General features: G+C 60.3%; 19 protein-coding genes and 1 pseudogene. 9 read left to right on the top strand and 11 right to left on the bottom strand.

Annotated features, from left to right (window positions below; all coding sequences use genetic code 11):
• The first annotated feature begins 11 nt into the window (after nucleotides 1-11).
• From GQ39_RS25420 to GQ39_RS25405, 4 genes are all read left to right on the top strand, one after another.
• On the top strand, nucleotides 12-890 hold the full coding sequence (locus GQ39_RS25420) for an endonuclease/exonuclease/phosphatase family protein (protein ID WP_047535800.1): 879 nt from the start codon (nucleotides 12-14) through the stop codon (nucleotides 888-890).
• Nucleotides 887-2,947 carry a diguanylate cyclase gene (locus GQ39_RS25415; RefSeq protein ID WP_047535797.1) on the top strand — a complete coding sequence of 687 codons (2,061 nt, stop codon included), beginning with the start codon at nucleotides 887-889 and terminating at the stop codon, nucleotides 2,945-2,947. Before GQ39_RS25420 ends, GQ39_RS25415 begins: the two co-directional genes overlap by 4 nt.
• A gap of 103 nt (nucleotides 2,948-3,050) precedes the next feature.
• Nucleotides 3,051-3,830 (top strand): N-acetylmuramoyl-L-alanine amidase, encoded by a 780-nt coding sequence (locus tag GQ39_RS25410; RefSeq protein ID WP_047535794.1) that lies wholly within the window; start codon nucleotides 3,051-3,053, stop codon nucleotides 3,828-3,830.
• A 76-nt stretch (nucleotides 3,831-3,906) separates the two neighbouring features.
• A complete protein-coding gene (locus GQ39_RS25405) occupies nucleotides 3,907-5,520 on the top strand; it encodes an EAL domain-containing protein (RefSeq protein WP_047535792.1) in 1,614 nt (537 codons plus the stop codon).
• 6 nt (nucleotides 5,521-5,526) lie between these two features.
• On the opposite strand, the gene GQ39_RS25400 is transcribed toward GQ39_RS25405, so the two are convergent.
• Together GQ39_RS25400 and algB are read right to left on the bottom strand one after the other, a co-directional pair.
• Nucleotides 5,527-7,317, bottom strand: coding sequence for a KinB sensor domain-containing domain (locus GQ39_RS25400; protein ID WP_047535790.1), 1,791 nt, complete (start codon nucleotides 7,315-7,317; stop codon nucleotides 5,527-5,529).
• Between the two features lie 7 nt (nucleotides 7,318-7,324).
• Entirely contained in the window at nucleotides 7,325-8,671 is a 1,347-nt protein-coding gene (gene algB, locus GQ39_RS25395) for a sigma-54-dependent response regulator transcription factor AlgB (protein ID WP_047535787.1), read from the bottom strand.
• Between the two features lie 381 nt (nucleotides 8,672-9,052).
• Here algB and GQ39_RS25390 point away from each other — a divergent pair, with 381 nt between their 5' ends.
• The 5 genes and pseudogenes from GQ39_RS25390 to GQ39_RS25375 all read left to right on the top strand — a co-directional run bounded on the left by GQ39_RS25390 (nucleotide 9,053) and on the right by GQ39_RS25375 (nucleotide 13,227).
• Nucleotides 9,053-9,340, top strand: coding sequence for a hypothetical protein (locus GQ39_RS25390; protein WP_047535784.1), 288 nt, complete (start codon nucleotides 9,053-9,055; stop codon nucleotides 9,338-9,340).
• Between the two features lie 72 nt (nucleotides 9,341-9,412).
• The gene (locus GQ39_RS31920) at nucleotides 9,413-9,577 is read left to right on the top strand and encodes a DUF1328 domain-containing protein (protein WP_003170804.1); all 165 of its coding nucleotides are present in this window, start codon (nucleotides 9,413-9,415) and stop codon (nucleotides 9,575-9,577) included.
• A gap of 2 nt (nucleotides 9,578-9,579) precedes the next feature.
• A pseudogene (locus GQ39_RS33885) lies at nucleotides 9,580-9,672 on the top strand (inhibitor of vertebrate lysozyme family protein); the annotation flags it as partial.
• Nucleotides 9,673-10,439: 767 nt separating this feature from the next.
• Complete coding sequence (gltP, locus tag GQ39_RS25380; protein WP_047535749.1) at nucleotides 10,440-11,771, top strand: glutamate/aspartate:proton symporter GltP; 1,332 nt, start codon at nucleotides 10,440-10,442, stop codon at nucleotides 11,769-11,771.
• A 226-nt stretch (nucleotides 11,772-11,997) separates the two neighbouring features.
• Nucleotides 11,998-13,227: a nucleoside recognition domain-containing protein gene (locus tag GQ39_RS25375; RefSeq protein ID WP_047535748.1), complete on the top strand. Its 1,230-nt coding sequence runs from the start codon at nucleotides 11,998-12,000 to the stop codon at nucleotides 13,225-13,227.
• Between the two features lie 127 nt (nucleotides 13,228-13,354).
• Here the strand turns inward: GQ39_RS25375 and GQ39_RS25370 are convergent, their stop codons facing one another.
• The 9 genes from GQ39_RS25370 to GQ39_RS25330 form a co-directional block, all read right to left on the bottom strand.
• The gene (locus GQ39_RS25370) at nucleotides 13,355-13,981 is read right to left on the bottom strand and encodes an ABC-type transport auxiliary lipoprotein family protein (protein ID WP_047535747.1); all 627 of its coding nucleotides are present in this window, start codon (nucleotides 13,979-13,981) and stop codon (nucleotides 13,355-13,357) included.
• Entirely contained in the window at nucleotides 13,978-14,916 is a 939-nt protein-coding gene (locus GQ39_RS25365) for an MlaD family protein (RefSeq protein ID WP_047535745.1), read from the bottom strand. The genes GQ39_RS25370 and GQ39_RS25365 overlap by 4 nt, the downstream gene beginning before the upstream one ends.
• 1 nt (nucleotide 14,917) lies before the next feature.
• A complete protein-coding gene (locus tag GQ39_RS25360; protein ID WP_047535743.1) occupies nucleotides 14,918-15,721 on the bottom strand; it encodes an ABC transporter ATP-binding protein in 804 nt (267 codons plus the stop codon).
• Nucleotides 15,718-16,866, bottom strand: coding sequence for an ABC transporter permease (locus GQ39_RS25355; RefSeq protein ID WP_047535742.1), 1,149 nt, complete (start codon nucleotides 16,864-16,866; stop codon nucleotides 15,718-15,720). The genes GQ39_RS25360 and GQ39_RS25355 overlap by 4 nt, the downstream gene beginning before the upstream one ends.
• A 54-nt stretch (nucleotides 16,867-16,920) precedes the next feature.
• A complete protein-coding gene (locus GQ39_RS25350; RefSeq protein ID WP_047535739.1) occupies nucleotides 16,921-17,949 on the bottom strand; it encodes a DUF5924 family protein in 1,029 nt (342 codons plus the stop codon).
• A 316-nt stretch (nucleotides 17,950-18,265) separates the two neighbouring features.
• Complete coding sequence (locus tag GQ39_RS25345; RefSeq protein ID WP_047535736.1) at nucleotides 18,266-19,642, bottom strand: M16 family metallopeptidase; 1,377 nt, start codon at nucleotides 19,640-19,642, stop codon at nucleotides 18,266-18,268.
• Nucleotides 19,643-19,744: 102 nt separating this feature from the next.
• Nucleotides 19,745-21,403, bottom strand: a complete 1,659-nt coding sequence (locus GQ39_RS25340) for a Na/Pi cotransporter family protein (protein ID WP_047535733.1) — start codon at nucleotides 21,401-21,403, stop codon at nucleotides 19,745-19,747.
• Between the two features lie 289 nt (nucleotides 21,404-21,692).
• Nucleotides 21,693-22,460: a TerC family protein gene (locus tag GQ39_RS25335; protein WP_047535732.1), complete on the bottom strand. Its 768-nt coding sequence runs from the start codon at nucleotides 22,458-22,460 to the stop codon at nucleotides 21,693-21,695.
• Between the two features lie 85 nt (nucleotides 22,461-22,545).
• Complete coding sequence (locus tag GQ39_RS25330; RefSeq protein ID WP_047535731.1) at nucleotides 22,546-23,853, bottom strand: CitMHS family transporter; 1,308 nt, start codon at nucleotides 23,851-23,853, stop codon at nucleotides 22,546-22,548.
• Nucleotides 23,854-23,958: the final 105 nt, after the last annotated feature.

Raw genomic sequence — 23,958 nt, 5'->3', positions numbered from 1 at the left:
CGGTACTGAGCATGCGCCGCTGGGGAACCGAACGCGTCGTTGGCCTGCATGATCCGCAGGTCAACGAACACCATCTGGAGTCTACGGGCTTGCCGGCGGACAGCCGTCTTCGCTTGCTCAGCTTCAACATTCAGGTCGGCATCAGCACCGAGCGCTATCGGCACTACCTGACCCGAGGCTGGCAACATCTGTTGCCGCACCCCGGGCGTGCCGACAATCTGCAGAAAATCGGCAATCTGCTCGGCGACTTCGACCTGGTCGCCTTGCAGGAAGCCGATGGCGGCAGCCTGCGTTCAGGCTACATCAATCAAGTCGAACACTTGGCCCACCTCGGTGCCTTCCCCTACTGGTATCAACAACTCAATCGAAATCTCGGGCGTCTCGCTCAGCACAGCAACGGCGTGCTGAGCCGCCTGCGTCCGTGGGCGATTGAAGATCATCCGCTGCCGGGGCCGAAAGGCCGCGGGGCGATTCTGGTGCGCTTCGGCGAGGGCCCGGAGGCCTTGGTGGTGGTCATGATGCACCTGGCACTGGGCGCCCGCGCCCGCAGCCTGCAACTGGCCTATATCCGTGATCTGATTGGCGATTACAAGCACCAGGTACTGATGGGCGACATGAACACCCATGCCAGCGACTTGCTGCAAAACTCGCCATTGCGTGATCTCGGCCTGCTGGCCCCGCAACTGGAAGCGACCTTCCCCAGCTGGCGTCCGCAGCGCTGTCTGGACCATATTCTGTTGAGCCCGACCCTGACCCTTGAAAAGGTCGAAGTGCTGGCCCAGCCCATTTCCGATCACCTGCCGGTCGCGGTAGAGATTCGTCTGCCGGGTTCGCTCACGGCCGATGCATTGCCCGCGTTGAGTCCTGCCCCTCGCGGATCCCTTGAATGAGCGACGAAACACAGCGCTGGAAAGAGAAATACCTCAAAAGCATCGAACAACAGGAAAAGCTCGAACGTCGCTGGGACGCACGCCTCGACTTGCTGCGCCGCGGCCTGGTACGCAGCACCCTGGCGGCGGAAGGCACCGACCGCGCCGTCGACCAGTGCATGAAGGAAATGCGCGAAGTGGTGCGCTCCGACGACATGGACGCCGGCCTGGCCGCTCTGCTCCCGCGCCTGGAAAAAGCCGTGCTCGACTCCGAGCAGCGCCGGGAGACACGTGTCAACCAGACCAGCGCCGCACTGACCGCCCTGGTCACTCAACTGCAAAAATTGCCGCTGCCCAGAGAAGTCCGGCGACCACTGAAGAATTTCGCCAAACAACTGGACAGTCGGGTCAGCCAGGCCCGCGAGATCCCTTTGCTCCTGAGTGAGCTCAGCGGTCTGCAAGGCAAGGCCCTGAGTCAGCTGGATAGCTCGACAGAACCCGATCGACCGGGGCTGTTGCAGCGGCTGTTCGGTCACCGCGAAACCGAGGAAGCGGCCGTCGCCTTGGAACAGGCCCCCATCGCGCCGTCCGCCGAAGCCGTTTCCGCACCGGCTGCCGCGGCCCCCTCAGTACCTGTGGATCTCGCACCTGCCCTCGACGAACCGCCGAAGGCGCTTCCGGTTTCTCCCGAAGCGGTTTCCACCCCACCGGCCATCGAAACTTCATCGCAAACGACAGAATCGTCAGCCGTACTCGCAGTAGTTCCGCCAGCCCCGGAACCTCGACAAAAGCCCGACTCGCCCATCGAGATAACGGCCCCACCTGCTTCAGAGGCACCCAGGGAAGCGGAATCCTTCTCCGTCGTGCCAGTGGCGCAGACTGAGCCGGGGACTAACCCTGACGAACTGACCCCGGTGGTGTTTCTCGACACCCTGCCACTCCCGACGCCCATGGCCCAGGCACTGGCGGCCATCGATCCGGAGCAATCCGAGGACGACGTACTCTATGCCCTGCCGGACTCGCCCGAGCCGTCGTACAGCTCGGTCGCCAAACACATCGAAGACACCTTGTTGGGCCTGCTCGACGACCTGACGCTACCTGAACGTCACCGCCCGCAAGCCGAGTCGATGCGTGACCGCCTGAAAAATGGTTTGAACTGGTACGAATTGCTACCGATCCTCGACGATCTCGCCACCTTGATGCTGGCGATCTCCGACAGCGGTCAGCACGAATTCGAGACTTACCTGCAACGACTCAATGAACGACTCGAATCGTTCCAGAGCAATCTGCAGGCTGCCAGCGACGGTCATGCCGACAGCCGGTCTGCCGCGCAAGCCATGGACACGCAGATCCGCGAACAAGTCGACGGCTTGCAGAACAGCATGCATGAAGCGGCAGACCTGGATGACCTCAAGCAAGTACTGGAGAACCAGCTCGAAGGTCTGCTGGGCACCATGGACCAGCACCGCAAGCAACGCGACGAGCGTGAGCAGGAGGTGGCGGGCCGCCTGAAAAGCCTGGCCGAACGGGTGGCCCTCATGGAGCAGGAGGCCCTGGGCTTTCGCGAACACCTCGAAGAGCAACGCCAGAAAGCCTTGATCGACCCGCTGACCGGCCTGCCCAACCGCGCCGCCTGGAGCGAACGCCTGGACCACGAAATCAGCGAGTGGCAGCAACACGGCAACACGCTGATGCTGGCGATGCTCGACCTCGATCACTTCAAGCGCATTAACGATAACTACGGTCACCTGGCGGGCGACAAAGTGCTGAAACTCATCGCCAGCGTGCTGCGCAAACGCCTGCGTGGCACGGATTTCATTGCACGCTTCGGCGGCGAAGAGTTTGTCCTGTTGATGCCCTCCACCGTGCCGGCGGCCGGCATGAAGCTGCTGGAATACCTGCGCGCATCCATTGAAGCCTGCCCTTTCCACTTCAAGGGTGAGCGGGTGACGATCACTATTTCCATGGGCCTGACGGCGTTCAAGCCTGGGGAACATAGCGACCTGGTGCTTAAGAGAGCCGATCAGGCGCTATACCGGGCAAAAAATGCAGGACGAAACCGGGTGGAACTGGGCTGACGGGCAATTGTTCCATTTTGTTTAAAACTGCGCGATTGGCGTCCGCACGCAAGGCAGTACGTTACACTGTTGCATTACTGTCTTGCGTTTATTGCCCTCGACCATGAAATATTTCGCTCTTATCGTGTCGCTGATTCTGCTGGCCGGCTGCGCCAGCGGCCCCCGCTTCGACACCAGCCACCCCTCCGCCAACCACGACAGCCGCATTCAGTTCGTGGTGCTGCATTACACCAATGCATCCCAGGAGCGCTCTCTGCAACTGCTCACCCACGGTGAAGTCAGTAGCCACTACCTGATTGGCGACGACAAGAACGCGACCATTTTCAAACTGATGGACGAAAACCAGCGAGCCTGGCACGCCGGGGACAGCCAATGGCAAGGACGGACCTGGCTCAACTCCAGTTCCATCGGCATCGAAATCGTCAATCCGGGGTTCAAGGACACGCCGACCGGACGTCTCTGGTATCCCTACAGCGAAGCCCAGGTCCAGTCGCTGATCGTCCTGCTCAAGGACATCAGCAAGCGCCACGCCATCAGCCCTCGCAGCATCATCGGCCACAGCGACATCGCACCGCTGCGCAAACTCGATCCCGGGCCGCTGTTTCCCTGGAAACGCCTGGCGAGCGAAGGCATCGGCATTTGGCCGAACGAGCAAGCCGTCGCGAGGCAACAAGCGATATTCGAGGCACAGTTGCCGAGCATCACTTGGTTTCAGACACAGCTGGCCCGCGTCGGTTACGACACGCCGCAAACCGGCGAACTGGACGTGGCAACCCGCCATGTGCTCACCGCCTTTCAAATGCACTTCCGGCCGTCACGCTACGACGGAACCCCGGACGCGCAAACGGCAGCCCTCCTTCAGGTGCTTAATCAGACGAAATAATGACGCCCGCCCGGCGGTCAACGCACTTTCTCAATCAGCAGCTATAACTCATTGGTAATCCGTCGGATATTCCAAAATGACTGCTGCTCGAGACATGCTCCGTAGCTGGTTCTATCGCCCCTGGTTCTTGGCGATGCTCGCTGCTGTCTTAAGTGCTTCACTGCTGTTGGCCGGCAGCTACTTCGTGGCCATCCAGCAGGTCGAACAAAACGAAAGTCAGGAAATGAATGCCCAAAGCGAACGTTTCCTCGCCCGCCTGGAGCAACTTTTCGGGCAATTGCGCGAAAGCCTCGATGACCTGGAAGCGCAGCCATTGCGAACCTGCAATGACGAGATGATCGCGACCCTGCAGCAAGTCAGCTTCAATTACCGCTTTGTGTATGAAGCCGCCTATATGGACGCGGAGCGGATCTGCTCGAACCGCCCCCGCCAGGAAGGTTTGTCGCTGACCCGGCCACCGGACATCAAGGGGCCCACCTACAGTTACTGGCTGAACACCACCACTGAACCCGATGAAAACCGTGCGGCGCTGATGCTCGGCCGTGGCAATTTTCGTGTGGCCACGTCTCGCGGCCACTTGACCGACATGGTCGACCTGTCACCGGGCAGCAGTTTGTTGGTGGTTCTCGATCATGGCACCAGGGCGATTCCGGTGTTGGGTGACTCACAGGTCTGGTCGCTGACCGAACCTTGGCCACTCAATAGCCGCGACGCACTGCAAGTCACGCAGTATCGTTTGATTTACCGCATGCCCACCGCCAACCCGGAATTCCAACTGGTGCTGATCAGCCCCCGCACGAGCACCCATATACCGCCGATGTGGTGGTGGTTGTTACCGGTCAGTCTGGTGCTGGCTGCCTTTGTCGGCTTCCTGGTGTTCCTGCTGGTACGCCAGCGACAGTCGCTGGATGCGGAACTGACGGGGGCCATTCGCCGCGGCGAGCTGCAAGTGTTGTATCAGCCGATTTTCGATCTCGACAGTCGCAACTGCGTCGGGGCCGAGGCCTTGCTGCGTTGGCGCAGGCCGGACGGCAGCCTGACCAGTCCCGACCTGTTCATCCCCATGGCCGAGAATACCGGCCAGATCCGGCAGATGACCGACTTCGTCCTGCAACGCCTGCTTGAGCAGCTCGGGCAAGTGCTGCGGGCCAATCCGCAGCTCTACATCTCGGTCAACCTGGCGGCGTGTGATGTCATGATCCCGCGCATCGGCCAGGTAATGGCACGCCTGCTCACCTTGCATCGGGTCGCGGCCAAGCAAATTGCCTTCGAAGTCACAGAACGCGGACTGATCGATGTCGAGGTGGCGCGGGAAAACCTGCAAGCCTTGCGGGACGTCGGGCATCAGGTGTTGATCGATGACTTCGGCACCGGCTATTGCAGCCTTGCCTACCTGCAAACCCTGCCCGTGGATTGCCTGAAAATCGACAAGGCCTTTATTGATGCACTGGGTCATGACGCGGCGAGCAGCGGCGTGGCCCCGCACATCATCCACATGGCTCAGTCACTGCACTTGAAGGTCATCGCCGAGGGCATCGAGCATGAATCCCAGGCCGCGTTGTTGAGCAGTGAAGGCGTGAAGTTCGGCCAGGGCTGGTTGTTCGCCCATGCGCTGAGTGCAGTACAACTCATCGAACTGATTACTCGGGGTCGCCGGGTGAACAAGCGACGCCTGGATGACGAGGCCTGAAAGCCGCTACACCGCCAGCGCCATATAGAACTGAGTGCCCTGCCCCGGCCGCGAATAAACCCCCATCCGCCCACCATGCAGCTGCACGATTTCCTTGCACAACGCCAGGCCGAGCCCCGCTCCGCCTTTTTTGCGACCCACCTGCACAAAGGGCTCGAAAATACGCCCTTGCTGCCCGTAGGCGATGCCTTCTCCATTATCTTCGACACTGATAATGACCCGCTCGCCGTGGCGCCGGGCCTGCAAACGGATGAGCCCACCACGGGCGGTGTGGCGAAGCGCATTGTCGATCAGGTTATCGAGCACACGGTCCAGTTGCGGCTGGTCGGCCTGCAAGTGCGGCAATGGCCCCTGCATTTCCACCAACAACTCAATGCCCTTCTGCTCGGCGCCCTCGGCAAATCGTAACTGCGCTTGCTCCAACAGATCCTCGATGGAACAGGGCGCGAGCGTCAGTTTCTGCAGGCCATTCTGGTAACGGGAAAAATTCAGCAGGTCGTTGATCAACTGCATCAAGCGCTGCATCTCTTCGTTCACCGTGTCCAGCAGATCGGCCTCACGGGATTCCGGGGGGAAATGCGTGCGCTCGCGGAACAGGCCGAACGCCATGTGCATGCCGGTGACCGGGGTGCGCAACTCATGGGAAGCGCGCAACACGAACTCGCTGCGTACCCGCTCGAAAGCGCGCTGCTCGGTGACGTCATGCAACACCATCACCGCGCCGAGAATATGGCCCTGGGTATGGCTGACCGGCGTCAGGCTATAGGTCAGCAGGCGCGACTCTCCATCGACCTCGACACTCAAGTCCTCCGGCGCCCGCTCCAGCGTTCCGCCACGCAGCACCAGTTGCAGCTGCTCATCGAGCTCGGGACGCTCCAGGGCGGTGCCCAGCCCTTGGCCGAGGCGATCGGTGTCCCAACCCAGCTGACGTTGCGCTACCGGGTTGAGGTGCTCCAGGCGCCCTTGACGATCTATCATCAGCAAGCCGTCATCGATGCTGTCGAGCACGGCTTGCAACCGCTGCTGGCCCGCCAGCAACTCATCGACGTTCGTGGCCTGATGTTCACGCAGCGCCTCGGCCATGATCCCGAAACGCTTGGTCAACTGGTTCAACTCCACCGCCGAGGAAATCGGCAGCGTGACGTCGAATTTGCCTTGGCCAATATTGTCCGCCGCCTGCGCCAAAGCTTCGATGGGCTCCCCGAAACGCCGGGCGATGGCATGAGCGGTCACGAAACCAATGATCAGCACCGCGAGACCGACCAACCCCAGAAGCCCGGCGATCAGCAGCGCTCGCTCACGGGACGAACGCTCCGTCGCGCTGATGTTATCCAGCGCCTGCTTGTGCTCATTGAGCAAACCCGTTCGCAGCGCATTGAATTTTTCAGTGAGCGCCTGGTTGCCACTTAGCACATGCGTCGGTTCATCGGCCGCTTCATACGCCTGGATGAAGCTCAAGTAGTCAGCCTTGGCTTTTCTGAAGCCGTTCTCATTGCCTTCGACCGACGGCTCTTTGGCAATGCCTTGATCCAAAAGCTCGAGGTAATGCTGCTTGGAAGCCTCAAAGGCTGCGGCGTCATGGTTTTCACTGAGCATGATGATCAGTTGATCGCCCAGGGTCTGGCGCAATTTGAGGCCCAGGTCCAGCGTGCTGAAGTTGTTGCGCACCAGGGCTTCCTGGCTCCCGGCCATTTGCATCACGCTGACCAGCCCGAGCAGCAGCCCGAGCAGCGCTACGGTGATGAGCGCGGAAATACTCAGGAACAGCCGGGTCCGCAACTTCATCGCCAGTTTCATCGGCGGCTCACAAGTTGTACTGCTTGCGTTTGCGGTACAGGGTCGAAGCGTCGATACCCAAAGTCTTCGCCGCTTGATCCAGCGTGCCGGCAGTGGCCAGGACGGCTCCGATGTGGGCCTTTTCCAATTCATCCAGGCTCAACGCCGCGCCGATGCGTGGCGCATTATTGACTGGCGTGTCGGCCATCCCCAGGTGAACGATCTCGACCAGCTCCTGCGGGCAGATAATGCTCGCTCGCTCCACCACGTTTCGCAGTTCGCGAATGTTCCCCGGCCAGCGATAGCTCAACAGCGCTTCACGCGCCTCATCGCTGAAGCCCCGGGCCGGACGCGCGTACTCCTTGACGAACCGCGCCAGGAACCGGTCGGCCAGGGTCAAAATGTCTTCTCTGCGTTCGCGCAGCGGTGGCAAGTGCAAGGTGATGACGTTCAGACGATAGAGCAGGTCTTCCCGGAAACGGCCATCGCGGACCATGTCTTCGAGGTTCTGGTTGGTGGCCGCGAGAATGCGTACATCGGCGCGGCGGGTGACCGGATCGCCGACACGCTCGTATTCCTTGTCCTGGATGAATCTCAGCAACTTGGGTTGCAAAATCAGGGGAAAATCGCCGATCTCATCAAGAAACAGCGTGCCGCCGTCTGCCTGATTGACACGCCCCAAGGTGCTTTCGCTGGCCCCGGTGAACGCGCCACGGCTGTGACCGAACAGCTCGCTTTCCATGAGTTCGGCGGTCAGCGACGGACAATTGATGGTGATGCAGGATTTTTTCGCCCGCTTGCTCCAGCCGTGAATCGCCTGGGACAGTTCGCCTTTACCGGTGCCGGATTCGCCGAGAATCAAAATATTGGCATCGGTCACCGCCACCTGGCGGGCGGTTTCGAGCACCACCTTCATCGCCGGACTGTGGGAATCCAGGCCGTCCTTGGGCTTGCGCACTTCGCCTTCCAGGGCTTCCAGACGCGCCGACAATTGCCGGACTTCCAACTGTTTGGCAGTTGCCAGGCGCAATTGATCGGGACTGCAGGGTTTGACCAGATAATCGGCAGCACCGGCCTGAATAGCATCCACGGCAGTGTCCACGGCCGAGTGCGCGGTGACGATCACCACGCGCATCCAGGGCGCCTGAATCCGCATCTGCGCCAGCACATCCAGACCGTTGTCTTCTCCCAGACGCAAATCAAGGAAGCACAGGTCGAAGACCTGACGTTGCAACAACGCGTCGGCCTGCGCAGCACTGTTGGCGGTCGCCACGCTATAGCCCTCGTCTTCCAGGCAATAGCGAAAGGTACGCAGGATGGCAGACTCATCATCCACCAGAAGAATACGACCTTGGTGCTCAGTGGCGGATTCCATTTTCCTACGCTCCTTAACGAATGATCTTGGTTAGTCCCGGAAAAATCGGGCAAGTTGCATGGTTTATTCTGATGCATTCCTTCCATGGCAGGTTAGCTCTCTCCTGACACGATGCCTTGTGTCCATTTCTGACACCTGCGCCCTACGCTCAATTCAAAAATTATGCGACCTCGGTCAAATCGATCGTGCATTACGCACGACGGCGCAAAGGGCCATCGTGCAGGATGCGTCCGCAGTCCTTTGCGCAAATTACCTAATAGATTGATTTATAACGATTTTCCCATATAAAAAAGCTGGCATGCAGGCTGCAACAACCTGAGTAATGCAGGGCAACAACAAACGCCCTCAACGAAATGACCCCAGCGTGGGAGGAGCCTCAGGATGAATTGCCAACGTGCCGCCCAATTGCGTTTCTCGCCACTGCATCTGCAGCAAGGTCTGTTCGCCGTGCTCGCGCTGCTGATCACGTTGATCGCAGGCCAACAGTTCCTGCGCTGGGAGCAGAACCAACAGCAGGAAGCGTCGCGCGTTTCCTTTCAACATCCGACACAGACTCACTTCAGCGCCGCCAGCAGCGGCATGAGCGACAACACTTCCATACGAATGATGGATGTCGATCAGGCTCGGCCAGACGATGAGATGCCTCGTCAGGAGCGCTGGGTGTTCTAGGTTCACACCTTTGGCGCGATCGCCGCGCCGTAACGAGCAACACCTCTAAATAGAAGCGTAAGGAGAATCACCATGTTGAGCTGGGCAATCACATTCTTGATCATTGCCATTGTCGCTGCCGTACTGGGCTTCGGTGGTATCGCGGGCACCGCCACGGGTATCGCCAAGATTCTCTTTGTCGTGTTCCTGGTGATGTTCATTGCTTCCTTCTTCTTTGGCCGTCGCGGTCGAGGCTAAGCATGAACGTTGGGTTAAAGACACTGGCAGCCGCCCTGCTACTGGGCGGCTGCGCCATCGCCATGGCTGCCAATGGCGGGCAGACGCGGGTCAACGGGCAATGGAATGCCAACTGAAAAAATCGCGTTGGTATTGAGGCATCGATACCGAATTTGAAACATGAAAGGGGCTAAATGCCTCTTCCACTGCGCCCACCTGAGGAAGGTCGGCGCATGACCAAGGGGTCGGGACGTTCTGCCTGTTTCAGGGGCGGAGTGACCTACGGGCACATGGAGTGCCTGCGCAAGGGCCGGGTCAGGTAAAAGCTGCGACGCAAGTTCGCCGGTCAAGCATGGCTCGACGGACTTGCGGAGAGCTTGCACGCTCACAACGTCGAGCCAGAGCGACGCAATTGTTTAGCCCCCTCCCGCGGAAAATCCCCCTCTCATCCCCTCAAGTACCTTTCCCGGTTGCTCGCGACTGACCGTATATCGAGAAAAATGGCCATTATTCGGCTGTCAGTTTTCCCTGAACCTCGTGGGATTTTCCCGAAATTTATCGTCTATTCTATTGTTCAATAAATAATCAATCTGCGCTGTGATGGCCGGTTCACGGCACTTATGCCTGCCGAAATGTCACATTCGAACCGATTGGGACGCGGGTTTCAGTTAAAAAACCTCATGCCGATTCGGCATAGGGTAGGCGTTTACGGCATTAGACGTCGCTTCCTTGCATCGGAATAGTTGCGCCTTTTTTCGCCTGCCAGAGAGCCATTAACAAGCGCTCCGGGGCTCCTTATACGGGGGCGGATGCACAGACTTTTTCGCCACAAGCGACCCGGTCCATGCATTCGCTCGAGTCAAACTGAAGTAAGGGTAAAGATATGAAGAAGGCAAAGCTTAGCCTCGCCTGGCAGATCCTCATCGGTCTGGTATTGGGGATAGCAATCGGTGCACTGCTCAACCATTTCAGTGCCGAGAAAGCCTGGTGGGTCAGCAACGTCCTGCAACCGGCAGGCGATATCTTTATCCGTCTGATCAAGATGATTGTGATCCCGATCGTGATCTCCTCGTTGATCGTCGGCATCGCAGGCGTCGGCGACGCGAAGAAACTCGGGCGCATCGGCCTGAAGACCATCATCTACTTCGAAATCGTCACCACCATCGCCATTGTGGTCGGCCTGCTGTTGGCCAACCTGTTCCATCCGGGCTCGGGCATCGACATGAGCACCCTGGGTACCGTGGACATCTCCAAGTACCAGGCGACCGCGGCCGAGGTTCAGCATGAACACGCGTTCATCGAAACCATCCTCAACCTGATCCCGTCGAACATCTTCGCGGCCATGGCCCGCGGCGAAATGCTGCCGATCATCTTCTTCTCCGTGCTGTTCGGTCTTGGTCTGTCGAGCCTGCAACCGGACCTGCGCGAACCGCTGGTGAAGATGTTCCAGGGCGTATCGGAAAGCATGTTCAAGGTCACTCACATGATCATGAACTACGCCCCGATCGGCGTTTTCGCACTGATCGCGGTGACCGTGGCCAACTTCGGTTTCGCCTCGCTGCTGCCACTGGCCAAGCTGGTGATCCTGGTTTACGTCGCCATCGCCTTCTTCGCCTTCGTGGTGCTGGGCCTGATCGCTCGCCTGTTCGGCTTCTCCGTGATCAAGCTGATGCGCATCTTCAAGGACGAACTGGTACTGGCCTACTCCACCGCCTCCTCCGAAACCGTGCTGCCACGCGTCATCGAGAAGATGGAAGCCTACGGCGCACCGAAGGCCATTTGCAGCTTCGTGGTGCCAACCGGTTACTCCTTCAACCTTGACGGTTCGACCCTGTACCAGAGCATCGCGGCTATCTTCATTGCCCAGCTGTACGGCATCGACCTGTCGATCAGTCAGCAACTGCTGCTGGTCCTGACCCTGATGGTGACCTCCAAAGGCATCGCCGGTGTACCGGGTGTGTCCTTCGTGGTGCTGCTGGCTACCCTGGGCAGTGTGGGTATTCCACTGGAAGGCCTGGCGTTCATCGCCGGTGTCGACCGCGTCATGGACATGGCCCGTACTGCCCTGAACGTGATCGGCAACGCCCTGGCCGTGCTGGTCATCTCTCGCTGGGAAGGCATGTACGACGACGCCAAGGGCCAGCGCTACTGGAATTCCCTGCCGCACTGGCGCAGCAAAGAAAAGCTGCCGGCTGGCGAGATTTCCCGTCACTAACGCAGGCCCCCTGTAAGAGCAGTCGGTCGACACTCGATTGCTCGCGATGGCAACAGGAGCACCGCGCTCATCCAGAATGCCCGCGTCATCGTTGTCGTTCATCGCGAGCAGGCTCGTTCCTACAGGGGTCCGCGCATGCCGTATTAAACAAACCCCGGAGAATTCCGGGGTTTGTCGTTTCTGGCCACCCCGCTATCATTCGCGCATCTTTTGGGGGATTTAACTGATGCTAAACGGCCTTTGGCTTGGCTTCTTCATCGTGGCAGCCGTGTCGGCGCTGGCGCAGTGGTTGATCGGCGGTAACGCCGGGATTTTCGCGGCGATGGTAGAAAGCATATTCGCCATGGCCAAGTTATCGGTCGAAGTCATGGTCTTGCTGTTCGGCACGCTGACCCTCTGGCTGGGCTTTCTGCGAATCGCCGAAAAAGCCGGGATCGTCGAATGGCTGGCCAGGGCCCTTGGCCCGCTGTTTCTGCGCTTGATGCCGGAAGTCCCGCCCGGCCACCCCGCCATCGGCCTTATCACCCTCAACTTCGCCGCCAACGGCCTGGGCCTGGACAATGCCGCCACCCCAATCGGCCTCAAGGCCATGAAAGCCCTGCAAGAGCTCAACCCCAGCGCAACGGTCGCCAGTAATGCGCAGATCCTGTTCCTGGTGCTCAACGCCTCTTCCCTGACCCTGCTGCCGGTGACGATCTTCATGTACCGCGCCCAGCAAGGCGCGCCCGACCCGACGCTGGTGTTCCTGCCGATTCTGTTGGCCACCAGTTGCTCGACCATCGTCGGCTTTCTGTCCGTGGCGTTCATGCAACGCCTGCGTATCTGGGACCCGGTGGTGCTGGCCTATCTGATCCCCGGCGCCCTCGCCCTCGGTGGCTTCATGGCGCTGCTGGCGACGCTATCGGCCACTGCATTGGCCGGTCTGTCGTCGATCCTCGGCAACCTGACGCTGTTCGGGCTGATCATGGTGTTTCTGGTGATTGGCGCACTGCGCAAAGTGAAGGTTTACGAGGCATTCGTCGAAGGCGCGAAAGAAGGCTTCGACGTGGCGAAAAACCTGCTGCCGTATCTGGTGGCGATGCTGTGTGCCGTCGGAGTTTTGCGCGCATCCGGAGCCCTGGATTTCGGTCTCGACGGAATTCGTCATCTGGTGCAATGGGCGGGCTTCGACACCCGTTTTGTCGATGCGCTGCCGACCGCGATGGTCAAGCCGTTCTCTGGCAGCGCCGCCCGGGCGATGCTGATCGAAACCATGAAGACCTCCGGCGTGGACAGCTTCCCGGCGCTGGTCGCGGCGACGGTTCAGGGCAGTACTGAAACGACGTTCTACGTGCTGGCGGTGTACTTCGGCTCGGTCGGCATCCAGCGCGCGCGGCATGCGGTGGGGTGTGCATTGCTGGCGGAACTGGCGGGGGTGCTGGGCGCCATCGGGGTTTGCTACTGGTTCTTCGGGTAACGGAGCCCCCCGTAGGAGCGAGCCTGCTCGCGATCAACCCGAGAGCACCGAGGGGTGTCTGCTGCCCAGCGTCATCGTTCACGATCATCGCGAGCAGGCTCGCTCCTACAAAGGGTCTGTGTAGACTTCAAAGTCGCGCTGGCGGCGCGAGTTTCTGCCCTTGCTCAACCGCCCAACCTACCACTTGCGCCGTCAGTTGATCGGTCGCCTGACCGAACCCGGTCACTACCGCCGGTACCTTCACATCGCTCAGCGGCTGGCGCACTTCAAAGCGTTTACTGGCGAGGATTCGCTGGTCGGCGCCACGCACCAGCAAGGCATCGAGGCGCACCACCACGCTGGCGCTGGTGCCCTGATACTCGGTCTGAAATGCCTGCAGACTGCCGCCCAGCTCCAGGTCTGCCTGGAAATTGCTGTCGTCGGTGCTCAGCAGCGTCACGCGGCCATCACGCTGAAACCCGTCGAGCAGACGATTACGCAACAGCACCGGCGCCGGATCGCTCCAGCGCGAAGCCTTGTAGCTGATGATCACATTGCCCTGGGGGATCACCGCAATGTTCGGGCTGTTCAACGCTTCGCTGGCCTGGGGTTTGTTCAGGCGCAACGACCAGCGCTGCGGCGCCCCATGACTGCTGGTGGCTGCGCTTTGGGCGGACGGCAATCGATAGACATCGAACGGTTCGGACTTGGGCAGGATCGAGCACGAACTGATCAGCGTGAAGCTGGCGAGGAGGGCAAGACGGGTCAGCTTCATGGGGTAAATTCCTTGTTCTTGTCACTGCCCAGCAGGTAGCCGCTGGGGTTGGCCTCCAGACGCTGGGAGATGGCGCGCAGCGAGCTCAGGGTTTCACGCAACTCCCGTACCGCCGGGGCCAGGCCATTGAGGCCCTGCATGCCGCTATTGAGCGAGTCCTGATTGGTGGCCAGCAGTTTGTTGATGGTCGCGCTGCTCTGTTCCAGCGACTTCATCGCCTGCTCGGCGCTGCCGAACATCTGCTTGCCCTGATCATTGAGCAAGCCATTGGCGTTGCGCATCAGCGCCGACGTCTGCTCCATCATGGTGCTGGCTTGCTTGCCGACCGATGCCAGTTGCTTGATCGCCTGACCCAGGTCGCCGCGCTGATCGGCAATGGTGCCGGTGGTTTGTTCCAGATGCTCCAGGGTCTTGCTGATGCGCTCGATGTTTTCTTCGGAAAACATCTGATTGGCGTTGTGCATCAGCGTGTTCACCCCGGACATCAGGTCATTGCTGTCGTTCAGCAAACGGGCGATGGGCGAGGGCGCTGCGATGATGGTCGGCAATTTGCCGTCCTTGCCCCTTAACGCCGGGCTTTGCGGCGTGCCGCCACTGAGCTGGATGATCGACGTCCCGGTAACACCGGTCAGCGCCAGTTTGGCCTGGGTATCTTCCTTGATCGGGGTGTCGCCACCCAGGCGAATCCGCGCCAGCACCCGGCGCGGGTCTTTCGGGTCCAGTCGCAGCGACACCACGTCGCCGACCTTGATCCCGCTGTACTGCACGGAACTGCCCTTGGATAGGCCGCTGACCGCCTCGTTGAACACCACTTCGTAATCCTTGAACTCGGTGTCGACGCTGGACTTGGCCAGCCACAGGCCGAAGAGCAGGGCGCCCGTCACCACAATCACGGTGAACAGGCCGATCAATACATGATGGGCTCGGGTTTCCATGTCAGACCTCGTTGAACTGTTTAGCGGCACTCAACGCCGCGCGGCCGCGAGGGCCATGGAAGTATTCGTGAATCCACGCGTCGTCGGTTTCCGAAACCTTGTCGATGGCGTCCGCCACCAGCACCTTCTTCTGCGCCAGCACCGCGACCCGGTCAGTGATGGTGTAGAGCGTGTCGAGGTCGTGAGTCACCAGGAACACGCTCAGGCCCAAGGCATCGCGCAGGGTCAGGATCAGTTGATCGAAGGCTGCGGCGCCAATCGGATCGAGGCCGGCGGTAGGCTCGTCGAGAAACAGGATGTCCGGGTCCAGCGCCAAGGCCCGCGCCAGCGCCGCACGCTTGATCATGCCGCCGGACAGGGAGGCGGGGTATTTGTCCGCCGCCGACAGCGGCAACCCGGCCAACGCCAGTTTCACCGCCGCCAGGTGCTCGGCATCATTGCGGCTCAGGCCGGCGTGTTCGATCAGGGGCAGGGCGACGTTCTCGGTCACCGTCAGCGAAGAGAACAACGCGCCTTTCTGGAACAGCACGCCGAAACGCCGTTCGATCATCGAGCGCTCGTGCTCGGGCAGGGTCGGCAGGTTCTTGCCAAAGACCTTCACGATGCCTTCGCTGGGCTGGCGCAAACCGACAATGCTGCGCAACAGCACCGACTTGCCGCTGCCGGAGCCGCCGACGACGGCAAGGATTTCGCCCTTGTACAAATCCAGATCGAGGTTCTCGTGCACGCTCTGACTGCCGAAGCGATTGCACAGCCCACGGACTTCGATCACCGCCTCGGCAGGCGCTCGGGGTAAACGGCTCACCAGCTCATCTCCATGAAAAACAGCGCAGCCACGGCGTCGAGCACGATCACCACGAAGATCGATTGCACCACGCTCGATGTGGTGTGCGCGCCGACAGACTCGGCGCTGCCGCTGACCTTGAAGCCTTCCAGGCAACCAATGGCGGCGATCAGGAACGCAAAGATCGGCGCTTTGACGATCCCCACCAAAAAGTGCTGAACACCGATGTCCGATTGCAAAAGCGATAAAAACATCGCCGGCGAAATATCCAGCGTCACCGCGCAGACCACACCACCGCCGACAATCCCCGACAGCATCGCCAGAAAGGTCAGCATCGGCAGCGAGACCAGCAGCGCCAGGACCCTCGGCACCACCAGCAACTCCATGGGATCGAGGCCCAGCGTGCGAATCGCGTCGATTTCTTCGTTAGCCTTCATCGAGCCGATCTGCGCGGTGAACGCACTGGCGGTGCGCCCGGCCATCAGAATCGCGGTGAGCAACACAGCGAACTCGCGCAGAAAAGAAAACGCCACCAGGTCCACGGTGAACACCGTGGCGCCGAATTTGGCCAGCACCGTCGCCCCGAGAAACGCCACCACGGCGCCTACCAGAAACGTCAGCAGGGCCACGATGGGCGCCGCGTCGAGGCCGGTCTGCTCGATGTGCGCCACCATCGGCGTGATGCGCCAGCGCTTGGGGCGAAACAGGTTACGGGCGATGGTTTCCAGAATCAGGCCGACGAAGCCGAGCAACTGCAGGGTGTCTTGCCAGACCGCATCCACCGCACGGCCGATGCGAGCCAGGAGTTGAACGCCGACGCTGACTTCCGGTTCCTTGATCGGCACACAGAAATCCGTCAGCGAGCGGTAGACCGTCTGCAACAACGCGCGGTCGGCAGAAGAAATGGTGCAATCGGGGTGTTCGGCTGAGCGGCCCAGGCGCTCGGAGCCCAACAGTTCAACCAACAGCGAGGCACCTGCCGTATCGAGGGCACCGAGGCCGTTGAGGTCGATGCGGGTGCTGTCGTCGTATCGACCTTCGAGCTTTTCGCTCAGCAATTTGAGGTCGGCGTAATGGGCGAGCGTCCAGTCCCCTGTGACCCGTATCTGGGGCGGGGTGCGCGAGGTATCCAGTTGGGCATTGCCCGCCGCAGTGTTGCTGGTCATAAGCTCCGTGCTTTTTCGGCTGTTACGCTGACCTACGTAATAGCACGAACCGCATTACTTTTCTTTGATCGCTGTGCTGTCGGTGACCTTGAAGCGCAGCACGCCGATCAATTGGCCGTCCTCGGTCAACACCCGAACCTGCCAGTTGCCTGCGGGGTTGCCGGGGAAGTTCTGCTTGTGGGTCCAGGCGCGGTAGCCTTCCTTGCGACCGCCATGAATATCCAGAGGGATGCGGTCGACTTCTTTACCGTTGAACTGCCAGACGTGATAAATGCGCTCGTCCAGGCCACGGGGGGCGTTGATCGCGGTGTAGGCGTACAGACCGCCGCCTCGAATCTGCTCGGCGCTGACCTCTTCAAGGCTGTCACCGGGGGTGCGGTCCTGCAATTGCATGCTGATGGCCACGTCGGTCATCCACAGGGTCGCTGGCGGCACCCACGATCGCAGCACCCAGCCAACGCCGCCGATCCCCACGGTAATGCTCAGAATCGCCAAGGCGTTGCGCAGGGTTCGAATCGGGAAAATCGAAGCGAGGCTCGGGAACGACAGTACGACGGCGGTGCCCAGCGCCAGTTTGAAACTCTGGGACGTGGTCAGGTGCAAGATCACGGGGAGGGCGGTGAGCAGGGTGGCGAACAGCGTCAGGGTATGCAGCGCCAGGAACGCCCATCGCCGTGGCGCCAGCCATTTGTAGTAAAGCGGATCGGTGATGGAAATCAGCGCCGCGATCGCCAGCAACCCGGTGAACAATAATTGGCCGCTGTTCCAGGTGGTGGTGATGAAAAAGAACGGCAGGACGAAAAACAGGCTTTCCTGGTGGATCATCTGCGTCGCATAACGCAGCAGGGGCTGGGGAATTTCCCGCTTGAAGACCTTGGTGAACAGTTTGGTCAGGCTGTTTTCCAGCATCAGCCAGACCCAGCTCACCAGCATGATGGTGGTGATCCAGCTCGCCAGACCTTGCTGACGGTCCACCAGGATGAAGCTGCAGACCCCGGAGATAAAACCACCGAGCGCAATGACCCCGGGGTAGCGCTTCATCAGTTCGAGGATGCGCTGGATAAAAAGGGTCAGGGTCGGCATTCGGCGGTTCACAGTAGTCGTAGGAAAAATCCCTGACAGGTTACCGCCGGCAGGGCAGTGTGGCGAGAGGCCACTGACTTCTGAGGCGCTGGCTGCCAAAGGCCCCGCGTTTACCCAGACGACACCCGTTATCGTTAACGACCTTCGCCGGCAGGCCAGCTCCTACAGGAAGCGGGATGTACACAAAATGGGCAGTCGACACCGATCACTGTAGGAGCTGGCCTGCCAGCGATGGATTCAACGGCCCCGCGTTTACCCAGACAACACCCGTTATCGTTAACGAGCTTCGCTGGCAAGCCAGCTCCTACGGGGTCGGTTAATGTCTGCGATGGATGCGCCAGGCCAATAGCCCGAGTATCAGCAGGCCCAACACCCCACCGATCGCCCACAGCACCTGGTCATAACTCATCAACGGCTTCTCGATCCGCAGATAGCCGGGTTGCATGAGCAACTCGCGCATGGCCTTGTTGGCTTCCTCCAGCGTTACGCCTTGCAGCTCCCGGGCCGGGTCGACGAAACGTCCGTCCTCATAGTCCCCAAGGGCGCCCCAATAGTAATCGGCCAACGCGCTGTTGCCTTGCACGGCCCAGGCCTGGCGGGCGATGGCAGCCTGTTTGAGGCGGTTGAAGGTCTCGGGATTGAGACCGTCCTTGAGCAACCCGGCTTTCAATTGATCCAGAACCTGTTGCGCCTCGGCCACATCGTCACGCTCCAGATCGGCGTTGAGGCTCATGAAGCCCACGCCACCGAATACCTCGCGCTCGGCCCAGGGGCCATAGGACAAGCCATGCTCCAGACGTAACTGACGATAGAGCGCCCAGTCCAGATAGTCCTTGAGCAGGTCGAAGGTGACATCGTGCTCATCTTCCTGAACCGGCTCCGGTACCAACCAGTGCAGTTTGGCGCCGCCGCCGACAAAGCCCTGGGTCAGGTCGCGCTCATGGGCGGCGCTGGCCTGGATCTGTGGCAGAGGCGGGTGGTCGGTGGGATTGATCGCCTCGAGAGCGCCGTACGTGCGCTCCAGATAGGCCGGCAGTAATCGGTCGAGGTCGCCGACGACGATCAGCGTCATGTTGTTCGGCGCGTACCAGTCCTTGCGCACCTTCTCCAGTTGTTCATGGGTCAGGTAGTCAACTTCTGCCCGCTCCTGGCATTTGAGGCCCAGCTCCACCGCCAGTTGGTTGCTGGCGGTGTGGCCCAGGTCCTGGCGATCCAGCCAGCGCTGCAGGTGAGAGTAATGGCCACCGTCTTCGCGCTCGACCACCTGCTTGGCGGCGTTGATGGCGTTGTCGTCGAAACGGGTCTGGGTCAGCAGCGCCAGCAGCAGGTCGAGTACCTGGCGCTGGTTTTTCGCCGGGGCCTCGATCACAAACGTGGTGTCGGCATTGCTGGTGTAGGCGTTCCATTCACCACCCAACGCCTGCATGCGCTCTTCGAGGCCACCTTCACCGCTGGCGTCGATGCCGCTGAACAACAAGTGTTCAAGCAGGTGTGGCAGCTCCTTATCGGCGCAGCTGAAGTCATCCAGGCCGACGCCCACCACCAGCCGAATCGCCACATGACCACGTTCCATGCCGGGTTTGAGCAGCAATTGCAGACCGTTACGCAGGGAATAACCCTCGACCTGGAAGCGATCCAGGGCAAACGAAGGGAGTGAGCCAAGCAACAGACAGGCGAACAACAGACAACGCATAACAAGCTTCCCGGCAACCCATCGGAGATCCGTTTCGTCCTTGCCCGCGAAGACGGCCTTGGAACTGAATCAATGCTACTGACTGACCACACTGCCAGACGTTCAAGGCGAATGTGTAATGTCGGTCAAATCGTCGACAGCCAGCGCACCGGTTTCGGACGTTTCCAACACCACATAGGCACTGCTGCAGAACAGTGAGTTCAGACGCTTCATATCGGCGATCAGCTCCAGGTGCAGCGAACTGGTCTCGATACTCTGCACAATCTTACGTTGCAAACGGCTGACATGCGCATGGGCCATGCGGCGTTCCTGAGCGCGAAAGCGACGTTTCTCGCGTAATAACTGACGGGCACTTTCTTTGTCGGCGCTGAGGAACACCGACAATCCCAGGCGCAAGTTGGAGATCAACTGGCTGTGCAACCCTGCCAACTCTTCCACGCCCACTTCGGAAAACGACCGACGCTGGGACGTTTTCTGCTGTTGCACCTTGCGCAGCATGCGTTCGATCAAGTCGCTGGCGAGCTTGAGGTTGATCGCCAGCTCGATAATTTCCGCCCAGCGTCGACTGTCCTGATCGCTGAGGTCTTCCCGGGGCATTTGCGCCAGATACAGTTTGATCGCGCTGTAGAGCGCCTCGACGTCATCGGTCAGACGCCGCATTTCCTGGGTCACGGCCGTTTGCTTGCCGTTCAGCACATCAAGCATGGCTTCCAGCATGTTGTCGATCAGATCCCCCATGCGCAGGGTTTCCCGGGCGGCGTTGGCCAGCGCCAGGCTTGGCGTGACCAACGCCGTCGGATCAAGGTGCCGGGGCTTGGCCATGCCATTGGGTTGCGGGCGCTCCGGCAGTACCCACGCACAGAACCTGGCCATCGGCCCGACACTGGGCAGCAGGATCAGGCAACGCGCCGTGTTGTAGAGCAAGTGGAAACCAATGACCATTTCCTGCGGGCTGAAGTCCAGGCTATCGATCCAGTGCACCAGCGGGTCGAGCACAGGAATGATCAGCAACAGGCCGATCAACTTGTACAACAGGCTGCCCAGCGCCACCTGGCGGCCGGCGGCGTTCTGCATGCTGGTGCTGAGGAACGCGAGAACGCCGCTGCCAATGTTGGCGCCGATCACCAGGCCGATGGCCACCGGCAGGCTGATCACGCTGGCGCCGGCCAGGGTTGCGGTCAACAGGACCGCCGCCAGGCTCGAGTAGGAAATCATCGCGAACAGCGCGCCGACCAGGGCATCGAGCAGGATATCGCCGGTCAGCGAGGCGAAGATCACCTTCACCCCTTGGGCGTGGGTGATGGGTGCGGCGGCCTCGACGATCAATTGCAGCGCCAGAATGATCAAACCCAGGCCAATGGCCACACGGCCCATCTGTCCCAACCGGGTCTGTTTGCGCGACAGGAAAAAAATCACCCCGAGAAAGATCAGCAGCGGCGACAGCCATGACAGATCAAAGGTCAGCACCCGCGCCATCAGCGCCGTACCGACATCGGCGCCCAGCATGGTCGCCAGCGCCGGGGTCAGCGCCATCAGGCCCTGACCGACAAACGAGGTCACGAGCATGGCGGTGGCGTTGCTGCTCTGGACCATGGCCGTCACCACGATCCCCGCGATGAACGCCAGCCCGCGCCTGGACATGTTCTGGCCAATCACGTGGCGCAGGTTGGAACCGTAAACCCGCAGGATGCCGGTTCGGACGATGTGCGTGCCCCAGATCAACAGGGCCACGGCAGATAATAAATTGAGCAGGGTGAGCATACAGGCCCCCTGTGGTGGTAGCGCCCCAAAGGAGCAAGTTGACGGTGCCGCGCGACGTTCTACGTTCTGTACTTAAGCTGTAGTTGGCTAACGGTCTGGGCGCCAGCATCGCATAGCTAAAGACGCGATTGAAACAAAACTGTCATGAAACCCTGGCCTTCCAGCCACCCAAAACAACTGTGGGAGCGTAACCTGCTCGCGATGGGGCCCTCACATTCAACATTGATGTTGACGGATGGACCGCTATCTCGAGCAAGCTCGCTCCCACAGGGTGTTGCGTATTACCGGGTTACTGGCCCGGAATGTCCTTGCGTAGTTTCACCGGGTCTGGCTGCTTTTTCTTTTTCGCAATCGCGGTGCGCATCTTGATGTTGATCGCTTCCACCGCCAGCGAGAACGCCATGGCGAAGTAGACGTAGCCTTTTGGCACGTGCACGTCGAAGGATTCGGCAATCAGTACGGTACCGACGATCAACAGGAACGACAGCGCCAGCATCTTCAGCGACGGGTGCTTGTCGATGAATTCGCTGATGGTGCCGGAAGCCCACATCATCACCAATACGGCCACGATGATGGCCGCGACCATGACCGGTACGTGGGAGACCATGCCGACCGCAGTGATCACCGAGTCCAGGGAGAACACGATGTCGATGATCGCGATCTGGATGATGGTGTAGAAGAAGTTGCCTCCCGCGCCACTCGGCTCGTCGTTGGTTTCGTCCTCACCTTCCAGCGCGTGGTACATCTCCTGCGAGCTTTTCCACAACAGGAACAGGCCACCGAAGAACAGGATCAGGTCTCGCCCGGAAATACCCTGGCCGAACACGACGAACAGGTCGGCGGTGAGGCGCATGACCCAGGTGATCGACAGCAACAATAGAATCCGCGTGACCATGGCCAGCGCCAGCCCGAAAATCCGGGTGCGCTGTTGCATGTGCTTGGGCATGCGGCTGACCAGGATCGAAATCATGATGATGTTATCGATACCGAGGACGATTTCCAGGGCGGTCAGGGTAAAGAAGGCAACCCAGATTTCAGGGTTGGTCAGCCATTCCATGTGTATTCCTTTGAGCGAGTGTTAAACCACGAAGGGTCCGGGCTTCAAACCACAAAGCCTGGACCCGAGGTGGTGAGTCTTGGGCTTATAGAGTGCTGAACAGCGGGAAAATCCCCATCAGCAACGCGGCAACCAGTATGCACATACACACCAGCACTGCCCACTTCAGGGTGAAACGCTGGTGGTCACCGAAATCGATACCGGCCAGGGCCACCAACAGGTAAGTCGATGGTACCAGCGGGCTCAGCAAGTGGACGGGCTGACCGACGATCGAGGCACGCGCCATTTCCACCGCGGTTATACCGTAGTGGCTGGCGGCTTCGGCAAGTACCGGTAACACGCCGTAATAAAATGCATCGTTCGACATGAAGAACGTGAACGGCATGCTCACCAGCGCCGTGATCACGGCCAGGTAAGGGCCGAGGAAATCAGGGATCACTGCCAGCAGGCTTTTCGACATGGCATCGACCATACCGGTGCCCGACAGGATGCCGGTGAAAATGCCGGCGGCGAAGATCAACCCGACCACCGCCAGCACGCTGCCGGCATGGGCCGCGACACGATCTTTCTGCTGTTGCAGGCACGGATAGTTGACGATCATCGCGATACTGAATGCCACCATGAACAGCACAGGCAGCGGCAACAGACCGGCGATCAGGGTGCACATCAACGCCAGGGTCAGGGCGCCGTTGAACCAGATCAGCTTCGGCCGACGGGCATCCGGAAACTGCGAAACACTGATTTCACTGTGGTCGATTTCATCGCCAACCAGGTGCAGCTCACCCAGACGCGCCCGTTCACGCTTGCCGTAGAAGTAGGCAATGACCAGGATCGCGAGCACACCGGCAGCCATCGCCGGAATCATCGGCACGAAGATCGCCGACGGGTCCACATGCAACGCACTGGCCGCTCGGGCCGTCGGGCCACCCCACGGGGTCATGTTCATCACGCCACCGGCGAGGATGATCAGTCCGGCCATGATCCGCGGGCTCATGCCGATGCGGCTGTAGAGCGGCAGCATGGCGGCCACGCAGATCATATAAGTGGTCGCGCCGTCACCATCGAGGGAGACGACGAGCGCCAGTACGGCGGTGCCGACCGAAACTTTCAACGGGTCGCCCTTGACCAGCTTGAGGATCTTGCGCACGGCCGGGTCGAACAGACCCGAGTCGATCATCAGGGCGAAGTACAGAATGGCGAACATCAGCATCACGCCGGTCGGCGCCAGCTTGGTAATGCCTTCGAGCATCATCGGGCCGATCTTCGGGGCAAAACCACCGAACAGGGCGAAGACGATCGGGATGATGATCAGGGCGATCAGCGCGGACAGGCGCTTGGTCATGATCAGGAACATGAACGTGATGACCATGGCGAAGCCAAGGAAAGTCAGCATGGGAGTACTCCAGGCGTAGCGCGGCTAGGGAAAGGGCGGATCGGGCGGGATCAGCGCAAAACGGCAAGCACGAGGCGTACGGGCGGAGTTATAGCGAAGCGGCGG

This window comes from Pseudomonas sp. 11/12A (assembly GCF_000800055.1).
Taxonomy (GTDB): Bacteria; Pseudomonadota; Gammaproteobacteria; order Pseudomonadales; family Pseudomonadaceae; genus Aquipseudomonas; species Aquipseudomonas mohnii.
This window is presented reverse-complemented; position numbering and strand designations above follow the sequence as displayed.

Excerpts from the sequence above, each read along its gene's own strand:
- GQ39_RS25365 (WP_047535745.1), bottom strand. The coding sequence starts at position 14,916 with ATGGAAACCCGAGCCCATCATGTATTGATCGGCCTGTTCACCGTGATT.
- GQ39_RS25375 (WP_047535748.1), top strand. The coding sequence starts at position 11,998 with ATGCTAAACGGCCTTTGGCTTGGCTTCTTCATCGTGGCAGCCGTGTCG.
- GQ39_RS25330 (WP_047535731.1), bottom strand. The coding sequence starts at position 23,853 with ATGCTGACTTTCCTTGGCTTCGCCATGGTCATCACGTTCATGTTCCTG.
- GQ39_RS25410 (WP_047535794.1), top strand. The coding sequence starts at position 3,051 with ATGAAATATTTCGCTCTTATCGTGTCGCTGATTCTGCTGGCCGGCTGC.
- GQ39_RS25340 (WP_047535733.1), bottom strand. The coding sequence starts at position 21,403 with ATGCTCACCCTGCTCAATTTATTATCTGCCGTGGCCCTGTTGATCTGG.
- GQ39_RS31920 (WP_003170804.1), top strand. The coding sequence starts at position 9,413 with ATGTTGAGCTGGGCAATCACATTCTTGATCATTGCCATTGTCGCTGCC.
- GQ39_RS25415 (WP_047535797.1), top strand. The coding sequence starts at position 887 with ATGAGCGACGAAACACAGCGCTGGAAAGAGAAATACCTCAAAAGCATC.
- GQ39_RS25370 (WP_047535747.1), bottom strand. The coding sequence starts at position 13,981 with ATGAAGCTGACCCGTCTTGCCCTCCTCGCCAGCTTCACGCTGATCAGT.
- GQ39_RS25400 (WP_047535790.1), bottom strand. The coding sequence starts at position 7,317 with ATGAAACTGGCGATGAAGTTGCGGACCCGGCTGTTCCTGAGTATTTCC.
- GQ39_RS25355 (WP_047535742.1), bottom strand. The coding sequence starts at position 16,866 with ATGACCAGCAACACTGCGGCGGGCAATGCCCAACTGGATACCTCGCGC.
- GQ39_RS25390 (WP_047535784.1), top strand. The coding sequence starts at position 9,053 with ATGAATTGCCAACGTGCCGCCCAATTGCGTTTCTCGCCACTGCATCTG.
- GQ39_RS25350 (WP_047535739.1), bottom strand. The coding sequence starts at position 17,949 with ATGCCGACCCTGACCCTTTTTATCCAGCGCATCCTCGAACTGATGAAG.
- algB (WP_047535787.1), bottom strand. The coding sequence starts at position 8,671 with ATGGAATCCGCCACTGAGCACCAAGGTCGTATTCTTCTGGTGGATGAT.
- GQ39_RS25335 (WP_047535732.1), bottom strand. The coding sequence starts at position 22,460 with ATGGAATGGCTGACCAACCCTGAAATCTGGGTTGCCTTCTTTACCCTG.
- GQ39_RS25405 (WP_047535792.1), top strand. The coding sequence starts at position 3,907 with ATGACTGCTGCTCGAGACATGCTCCGTAGCTGGTTCTATCGCCCCTGG.
- GQ39_RS25345 (WP_047535736.1), bottom strand. The coding sequence starts at position 19,642 with ATGCGTTGTCTGTTGTTCGCCTGTCTGTTGCTTGGCTCACTCCCTTCG.
- gltP (WP_047535749.1), top strand. The coding sequence starts at position 10,440 with ATGAAGAAGGCAAAGCTTAGCCTCGCCTGGCAGATCCTCATCGGTCTG.
- GQ39_RS25420 (WP_047535800.1), top strand. The coding sequence starts at position 12 with ATGCGCCGCTGGGGAACCGAACGCGTCGTTGGCCTGCATGATCCGCAG.